The sequence below is a fragment of the Nocardia sp. NPDC060220 genome (genome assembly GCF_042727815.1).
Classification (GTDB): Bacteria; Actinomycetota; Actinomycetes; order Mycobacteriales; family Mycobacteriaceae; genus Nocardia.
Genome location: NZ_JBHWZY010000351.1, coordinates 1 through 6712, shown reverse-complemented (window position 1 = coordinate 6712; position 6712 = coordinate 1). Strand labels below are relative to the sequence as shown.

At 67.4% G+C, this 6712-nt stretch carries 3 protein-coding genes; all 3 read left to right on the top strand.

The annotated features are described in order from the left end of the window. Positions 1-562: LLM class flavin-dependent oxidoreductase (locus ACFWF3_RS19050; protein ID WP_379314674.1), on the top strand; the 562-nt coding region annotated here is incomplete at its 5' end. A 181-nt stretch (positions 563-743) separates the two neighbouring features. Beyond that, complete coding sequence (fadD32, locus tag ACFWF3_RS19045; protein ID WP_378989499.1) at positions 744-2654, top strand: long-chain-fatty-acid--AMP ligase FadD32; 1911 nt, start codon at positions 744-746, stop codon at positions 2652-2654. Positions 2655-2753: 99 nt separating this feature from the next. Further along, on the top strand, positions 2754-6712 hold a 3959-nt coding region (locus ACFWF3_RS19040), incomplete at its 3' end, for a beta-ketoacyl synthase N-terminal-like domain-containing protein (RefSeq protein ID WP_379314673.1).

Genomic DNA, 6712 nt, shown 5'->3' with positions numbered 1-6712 from the left:
GCAGAGGGGACGGGCACACACCTGTCATGGCGCAATTGTTCGAACAGTCGAAGAAGGCACGCCGCGCCCTCGGCAGGGCCCGCGCCCGCCGCTGTGTACCGGTGGCGGCGGTCCGAAGATGCTGGCGCTGGCGGCCAAGCACGCCGATATCGTCTCGGTCGTCCCGCAGACCACCAAGAACGGCAAGGGCCTGCTCTCGGGCATTACCCTCGAGAAGACGATCGAGAAGGTCAACATCGTCAAGGCCGCTGCCGGTGACCGGTTCGCCGATATCGAACTGAACTGGGCCATCACCGCCATCGTCATCACCGACGACCGGGAGAAGACCGCCGAGATGGCGCTGCGCGCGATCGAACGCGGCCTGCATCCCGACCTCGAAGTCGACGTCGAACTGACCGTCGAGGAAATCCTGAGCTCGCCCTACATCGCGATCGGCACGTTCGAGGAAATCGCCGAACAGGTCAAGCGTGTGCGCCAACTCACTTCGATGTCGTATGTGGGCATCTTCCCCACCCAGATGGACGCATTCGCGCCTGTCATTCCGCTGCTGCGGGAGGACTGAGCGGGGGCTCTCTGTAACATGACTCTGGTTTGAGAACATCTAGCCGATAGCGGTCACCGCGCAGACCGCTCGAAAATCCGCAGGTTGTCGACGCACGTTCGTGTGAGTTCGACGGCCGGTGGCGATATAGCGAGTCGAGGCCGCAGAGCTTGTCATCGCGTCCTCGCAAGGAGAAGAAGGAATGGAAGAGACTTTCGACGACTACCTGGACGCAACCGGGAATATCAACATTCCCGAGGGCCGGACCCTGGTCGATCACGTCGAGAAGCACACCCGTAACGATGCGAATACGCTCGCGTACCGCTACATCGACTATTCGCGGGAACGCGACGGCGAGGTGCACGAGCTGACCTGGCAGGAGTTCGGAGTACGGCTGCGCGCGGTGGCCGCTCGCCTGCAACAGGTGACCAACCCGGGCGACCGGGTCGCGATCCTCGCGCCGCAGGGCCTGGATTACGTGATCTCCTTCTTCGCGGCGATCTACGCCGGCACCATCTCGGTGCCGCTGTTCGATCCCGACGAGCCGGGTCACACCGACCGCCTGCACGCCGTCCTCGGTGACTGTGAGCCCTCGGCGATCCTCACCGCGACCTCCTCGGCCGCCGGTGTGCGCCAGTTCTTCCGCTCGCTGCCCGCCGCGCAACGCCCGCGCATCATCGCCGTCGACGCGATCCCGGACACTCTCGGTGACTCCTGGGTGCGCCCCGACACCGCGATCGACGACATCGCCTACCTGCAGTACACCTCGGGTTCCACCCGGGTGCCCGCCGGTGTGGAGATCACCCACCGCGCGGTCGGCACCAACCTGCTGCAGATGATCAACTCGCTGAACATGAACGAGAACTCGCGCGGCGTCACCTGGCTCCCGCTGTTCCACGACATGGGCCTGCTCACGGTGATCCTGCCCGCGGTCGGCGGCAAGTTCATCACCATCATGTCGCCGAGTGCGTTCGTGCGTCGTCCCTCGCGCTGGATCAACGAGCTGGCCGCCGTCTCCGACGGTGCCGGCACGTTCGCGGCCGCGCCGAACTTCGCGTTCGAGCACGCCGCCGCGCGTGGTGTGCCCAAGGCGGGCGAGTCGCTGGACCTGTCGAACGTGATCGGCCTGATCAACGGGTCCGAGCCGGTGACGGTCTCCTCGATGAAGAAGTTCAACGAGGCGTTCGCGCCGTACGGTCTGCCCAAGACCGCGATCAAGCCCTGCTACGGCATGGCCGAGGCCACGTTGTTCGTCTCGGCCACCCGCGCCGAGGACGAGGCCAAGTACGTCTACGTCGATCGCAACGAGCTCAACGCGGGCCGCATGGTGCGCGTGGACCAGTCCGACGAGACCGCCATCGCGCAGGTGTCGTGTGGTTACGTCGGGCTGTCGCAGTGGGCCGCGATCATCGATCCCGAATCGGCGGACACCGCGCAGGGTCGCGAGCTGCCCGACGGTCAGGTCGGCGAGATCTGGCTGCACGGCAACAACATGGGCATCGGTTACTGGGGTCGCCCCGCAGAGTCCACCAAGGCGTTCCGCAACAAGGTCACCGAGCCCATCGAAGGTGGGCACACCGACGGCACCGATCCCGATGCCGACTGGATGCGCACCGGCGACTTCGGCGTGTACTTCGAGGGCGAGCTCTACATCACCGGTCGCGTGAAGGACCTGGTGATCGTCGACGGTCGCAACCACTACCCGCAGGACCTGGAGTACTCCGCACAGGAGGCCTCCAAGGCGCTGCGTCCCGGTTTCGTCGCGGCCTTCGCGGTGCCTGCCAACCAGCTGCCCGCCGAGGTCTTCGCCGCCGACAGCCATTCCGGTCTGAAGTTCGACGTCGACGACGCGTCCGAGCAGCTGGTGGTCGTGGCCGAACGTGGCCCCGGCGCCGGTAAGGCCGATCCCGGCCCGATCGCCGACGCGGTGCGTGCCGCGGTCTCGATGCGTCATGGTGTGACCGCTCGTGACATCCTGCTGGTCCCCGCGGGTTCCATCCCGCGGACCTCCAGCGGCAAGATCGCCCGGCGCGCCTGCAAGGCCGCCTACCTCGAGGGAACGCTGCGCGGTGGTTACACCCAGCAGGCTTTCCCCGATGCACCGGAAGAGTAATTCGGCACGTCCGAAAAGGAGGTGACGTCCGGTGTGCGATGCAGGCCGGGCGTCATTCCACGGCGCGCCCTGTACGCAGACAGGTAGCTTGAGGAATTGATGGCTAACAACGAGGGCACGCCCACCCCGAACCCTGACGTCCCTGCCGAGACGACCGCTCTCTCGGTAGCCGAGCTGCGCGAATGGCTGCGCCGCTGGGTCGCCGACGCGACCGGGCAGTCGGTCGACGCGATCACCGTCGACCGGCCGATGGAGGAGTTCGGGCTCGCTTCACGCGATGCTCTCGCCCTCGGTGGTGACATCGAGGACTACACCGGGGTCGCTCTCGCCCCGACGGTGATCTACCAGCATCCGACGATCGCGTCGCTGGCCGAGATCATCGTCAACGGTGAGCCGGAGCCTGAGCCCGAGGATTCCTCGGAGTACACGGCCGCGTTCGCGCCTTCCGAGGCGCACGACGTCGCGGTGGTCGGTCTGTCCACGCGCCTGCCGGGTGCGGGCACCACGCCCGAGTCGACCTGGGAGTTCATCATCGGTCGCGGTGACGCGATCCGTGAGCTGCCCGAGGGTCGCTGGTCGGAGTTCCTGACCGACCCGTCGGTGGCCAAGTCCATCGATCAGGCCAACACCCTCGGCGGCTACCTGGACCAGGACGTCATCAAGGGCTTCGACGCCGAGTTCTTCGCGATGTCGCCGATCGAGGTCGAGCAGGTCGACCCGCAGCAGCGGTTGATGATGGAGCTCACCTGGGAGGCGCTCGAGCACGCGCGCATCCCGGCCAGCGACCTCAAGGGCGGTCAGGTCGGCGTGTTCGTCGGCTCGTCCACCAACGATTTCCAGATGATCGCCTCGCTCGGTCTCGGCGACACCGATCCCGATGCGCCTGCCTCATCGCGCGGATACGCGCTGCTCGGCGGCTCGACCGGCATCATCGCCAACCGTGTCTCCTACTTCTACGACTTCCGTGGCCCTTCGGTCACCGTCGACACCGCCTGCTCGTCGACCATCGTGGCCGTGCACCAGGCCGTGCGCGCGCTGCGCAGCGGTGAGGCCGAGGTGGCGCTCGCCGGTGGCGTGAACATGATCCTGGCACCGGTCATCACCCTCGGTTTCGACCAGAACGGCGCCGTCGCCAAGGACGGGCACATCAAGGCGTTCTCCTCCGACGCCGACGGCATGGTTCGCTCCGAGGGCGCGGGCATGGTCGTGCTCAAGCGCCTGGCCGACGCCGAGCGGGACGGCGACAACATCCTGGGCGTCATCAAGGGTTCCGCGGTGAATTCCGACGGCCGCTCCAACGGGCTGTTCGCGCCCAACCCCGACGCGCAGGCCGATGTTCTGCGCGCCGCCTACCGCGATGCGGGCATCGTCCCCAACACCGTCGACTACATCGAGGCGCACGGCACCGGCACGCCGATCGGCGACCCGATCGAAGCCGAGGCGCTGGCCCGGGTGATCGGTCGCGGCCGTGACGCGGACAAGCCCGCCCTGCTCGGTTCGGCCAAGACCAACTTCGGCCACCTCGAGTCCGGCGCGGGCGTGCCCGCTCTCGCGAAGGTGCTGATGTCGTTCCAGCACAACGTGATTCCGCCGAGCATCAACTACGCGGGCCCGAGCCCCTACATCCCGTTCGAGCAGGCCAACCTCAAGGTCGTCGACGAGGCCACCGAGTACCCGCGCTACAGCGGCGTCGCGACCGTCGGCATCTCCGGCTTCGGTTTCGGTGGCACCAACGCGCACGTGGTGCTCCAGGAGTACGTGCCCACGGCCCCGGTCGTCGAGGACGTCACCCCTGAGCAGGTCGCCGCCGAGGAGATCGAGGGCGAGGAGACCACCGATGTGGTCGCCGAGGCCGTCGCGATCACCGAGGCCGCGGTCGAGCCGGTGCCGCCGTTCGTCGAGTGGGACGGCGAGCGCGACGAGCCGCTGCCCGTGGTTCTTGCCGTTTCCGCCTACCTGCCGTCGCGTCGTAAGCGTGCCGCCGCCGAGCTGGCCGACTGGCTGGAAGGCGCGGGCGCCGATGTCGCGCTGACCGATGTCGCCCGCTCGCTGGCCAAGCGCAGCCATCAGCGTTCACGTGGCGTAGTGGTGGCCAAGACCCGCGAAGAGGCCGTCGCGGGCCTGCGCGCCATCGCCGAGGGCAAGCCGGGCGCCGGTGTGTTCACCGCCGATTCGCCCGCGTCCAACGGTCCGATCTGGGTGTTCTCCGGTTTCGGTTCCCAGCATCGCAAGATGGCCAAGCAGCTCTACGGCGAGAACGCGATCTTCCGCAAGACCGTCGACGAGGTCGACGAGCTCGTGCAGGACGAGGCGGGTTACTCGATCCGCGAGATGTTCCTCGACGACGAGCAGGACTACGACGTCGGCACCTGCCAGGTCGGCATCTTCACCATCCAGCTCGGCCTCGCCGCGTTGTTGCGCGCGCACGGCGCCGAACCGGCTGCGGTGGTCGGTCATTCGATGGGTGAGGTGGCCGGCTCCTACATCGCCGGTGGCCTGACGATCGAAGACGCGGTGCGCGTGATCTGCGCCCGCTCGCGCCTGATGGGCGAGGGCGAGCAGATGCTCACCGACGACGAAGTGCGCAATATGGCACTGGTCGAACTCAGCGCCCACGACGTGGCGCTGCTGCTGCCGAAGTACCCCGATGTGGAGTGCGCGGTGTACGCCGCGCCGACCAACACCGTCATCGGCGGTCCGCGTGAGCAGGTCGAGCAGATCGTCGCCGAGGTCGAGGCGATGGGCAAGTTCGCCCGCATCCTGCAGACCCGCGGCGCGGGCCACACCTCCCAGATGGATCCGCTGCTCGGCGAACTCGCCGCGGAACTGGCGGGCATCGAGCCGACCTCGCTGAAAACCGGTCTGTACTCCACCGTGCACGAGGGGCTGTACTTCAAGCCCGGTTCCGATCCGATCCACGACGAGCCCTACTGGGTGAAGAACCTGCGCCACAGCGTGTGGTTCACCAACGCGGTGAAGGCCGCCGTCGACTCCGGGCACACCACCTTCCTCGAACTGGCGCCCAATTCCGTTGCGCTGATGCAGGTTCTGGGCACCACGTTCGCGGCGGGCGTGCACGACGCGCAGCTCATTCCCACGCTCAAGCGCAAGGAAGACGAGTCCGCCGGTGTGATCGGCGCGCTCGCCCAGCTCTACGTGCACGGCCATGCCGTGAACCTGAGTTCGCTGCTGCCCGAAGGTGATTACGCCGATGTGCCGCGAACCGCGTTCGTGCGCAAGGAGTACTGGCCCAAGGTCTCGATGACCTCGGGTGGCGGGAACACTCGCGTGCCCGGCGCGCACGTGGCCATGCCGGACGGCCGTCACGCCTGGGAGGTTCAGGCCTCTTCGGTGAGCAACCTGGCCGAGCTGGTGAAAGCCGCTGCCGCCCAGGTTCTCTCCGATGTCGCGGTCTCGGTGTCCCATCCGCATGCTGCCCTGCCCACCGCGGGCACGCTCACCACCACGTTGACTCCGCACCTCGGTGGTGCGTCGGTCCAGGTGCACGCCAAGTCCGGCACCGGGTTCGTCCTGCTGTTCGACGCGGTCGTCACCTCCGGTGTGGCGCTGCCCGAACCGGTTGCCGCCGTCGCGGTTCCGGCTGCGGCAGCAGAGCCCACCGCCGCCGAGATCGCCATCGCCACCGGTGACCGCTGGAGCGCCGACAGCGGCGAGACCATCGAGCAGCGGCTGTGCGTCATCGTCGCCGAATCCATGGGTTACGCCGTCGAGGACCTCCCGATGGAGATCCCGCTGATGGAGCTCGGCCTCGATTCGCTGATGGCCATGCGCATCAAGAACCGCGTCGAATACGAATTCGACATCCCGCAGCTGCAGATCTCCGCGGTGCGCGACGCCAGCCTCAACGAGGTGTCGAAGGTGCTGCGCTACGCGATCGAGCATCGCGACGAGGTCGCGGCGATGGCGGAGAAGCAGGCTGCCGCCAAGGCCGCCGGTGAAGATGTCGAGCTGGGTGTCGACGCCAACTTCGTCGAGGCGGCTCGGGCCGCGATCGCCGCGGGTGAGGATCCGTTGGCGGTGGCGAAGAAGGCCGAAGC